The following is a 2,263-nucleotide window of genomic DNA, read 5'->3' as shown; positions in this document are numbered from 1 at the left end:
CAGTTCAGCCAGCGGATCGCTTCTGATTTCCACCTGCCAGCGATGACGGAAGAAGGTGTTGATGAATACATCCAGCATCGGCTGTTGGTCGCCGGCGCCCAGCGTGAGATCTTCACACCAGAGGCGCGCCACCAGGTATTTCTGCACAGCCGTGGCATTCCCCGCCTCATAAACCGCATTTGTGAAACAGCATTGGTCTATGCGTTCAGCGATGATCTCAAGGTCGTCGATGCGGATTTGGTTGCGAAAGTTGCGGCGGACTGGAAGAATCTGGTAAGAATGCTTTTTATATTGAGATCGATCGGTCTACTTTTCGAGCGGGAGTTCGATCGGTAGAAAGAGATCTTCAAGCATTTCTATTTGGCATTGGTAGCTGGTCGCTGGCAGTGGGATTTGAGCAGGCTGATGAACTAATTCAGCAGTTCGATCGGTGCTTTCATATTGGCAGCAGCTACCTGGTGAAATCTGTGTGACAAATCAGATTGCAGATAGAAGATTAGGGTGGACACTGTCCACCCTGCAGGTTTGAGCCGCAGTAATTGCGATTAGGTTTCGACGAGCAATTCCAGCAGAGAATTCACTTTTTGGATCATCTCTGAGGTGGCAAAGCCTTTGTTGAGATAGTCGGTTGCGCCGAGACGGCGGGCTTCTTTGCCCCACTCTTCAGAGGCACGGGAGGAGACGACGAGGATCGGCAGCTCCATTTTGGCTTGACGCAATCGATCGATCAGCGTGAAACCATCCATATTGGGCATCTCTACGTCGGTAATCAACAGATCGGGGGTGGGATTGCTTTGTAGCCAGTTGAGGGCTTCTAGACCATCGTTGCAAGTATGGGTGATAAAGCCATAGGTAGTCAGGCTGGACTCAAAGCGGCGGCGAATCATGGCTGCGTCATCGACGATCAGAATTGTCGGTGCCGATGGTTTGGCGATGGCAAAGCTAGCTTCGGGTGCATCTAATTCGCCAGCAGCGCGATCTGGATCGATTTCCATACTAGAGATCGCCGCAGAAAGGGCGATCGGATCGAGAATCGAGATCAAGCGACCGTCGGGTTGGAGACTGACGCCTAACAAGCCAACTGGGGCAATTAGCGGGCTGGGCAGAGGATTAATTAGGAGTTTGGCTTGACCGATCAGATCGTCAGCGATCGCCCAGATTTCGGGCGTATCGGCAGCTTGGCGGGTGCGAATCCCCACGGCGGTATCGGGGAGTGTCCGCGCGGCCAAGACGTGACCGGGCTGCCAATAGTGGTGGAGATCGAAGCCGGGGATTTCACCGCGTAGCTCGCTGGCGAGCTTCCAGCTACAGCGACCGACTTGGGTATCACTCGACTCGACAGTTAGCGAACTGAGGAGCGTAGTTTCGAGCACATTATCAGTCGGTAGGGCGATGATGCGATCGCCGACTTGGAACAGGACGCAGGGAATTAACAGTTGCGGTGCGGGGACTTCGATCGAGAACTTGGTGCCACGACCAGGATTGGTTTCTAGGGTCAAACGACCGCCGATACTGGCGATTTGAGCGACGACTACATCCATGCCGACGCCTCGGCCAGAGACTTCGCTAATCGCGCTGCTAGAGCTAAATCCAGCTTGACATAGTACGGCTAACAGTTCGGCATTTGTATTGGTGCGATCGAGGCTAAAGCCTTTGGATTTAGCGAGCTTGTGAATCCGATCGGCATCGATACCGCCGCCATCATCTTCGATCGTCAGGAAATACAGATTTCCCCGTTGCTGGAGTGAGATTTTAATCTGGCCGCGTTCGGGTTTGCCAGCCGCCAAGCGTTGTGCTGATGGCTCTAAGCCGTGGTCGTAGGCATTGCGCAACAGATGGAGCAATGCGGGTTCGAGCTGTTGGACGATCCCGGCGTCAATTTCGATGTGCTCGTTTTCGACAATCAGTTCGGCGGGTTTGCCATAACGATTGGTGAGATCGCGCAAGATCGCTTTGGATCTGAGAGTGAGGTTCCGGAATGGTACCAGACGGCTGGCTTCGATGCCATCTTTGAGTTGGACGATACTACGATCGAGGGCGTCCATCCGGATCGCACTTTGGTAAGTCGAGGATTCGATTTCTTGACCTAATTCGGAGAGCCGGAGGATATTTTCCAGCAATCGGACGATCGTCGAATAACCTTGGCGATAACGTTCGATAGTGACATTATTACCCGCGTCTTGTTGCTCGTCGCTGATGTTCCGCAGCAAGGCGTAGTCATCTTGCAATTGGCGCAGCCGCGTCACAAACTGCGAATTTTCGC

1 protein-coding gene and 1 pseudogene are annotated in these 2,263 nt (G+C 53.4%); one reads left to right on the top strand and one right to left on the bottom strand.

The features are described 5' to 3' along the window. A pseudogene (locus RMO84_RS16940) lies at positions 1-336 on the top strand (hypothetical protein); the annotation flags it as partial. A gap of 209 nt (positions 337-545) precedes the next feature. Here RMO84_RS16940 and RMO84_RS16935 read toward each other — a convergent pair. Continuing rightward, the coding region (locus tag RMO84_RS16935) for a response regulator (protein ID WP_310489609.1) at positions 546-2,263 on the bottom strand (1,718 nt) is incomplete at its 5' end.

The sequence above is a fragment of the Chamaesiphon sp. VAR_69_metabat_338 genome, assembly GCF_031423935.1.
Taxonomy (GTDB): domain Bacteria; phylum Cyanobacteriota; class Cyanobacteriia; order Cyanobacteriales; family Chamaesiphonaceae; genus Chamaesiphon.
This window is presented reverse-complemented; position numbering and strand designations above follow the sequence as displayed.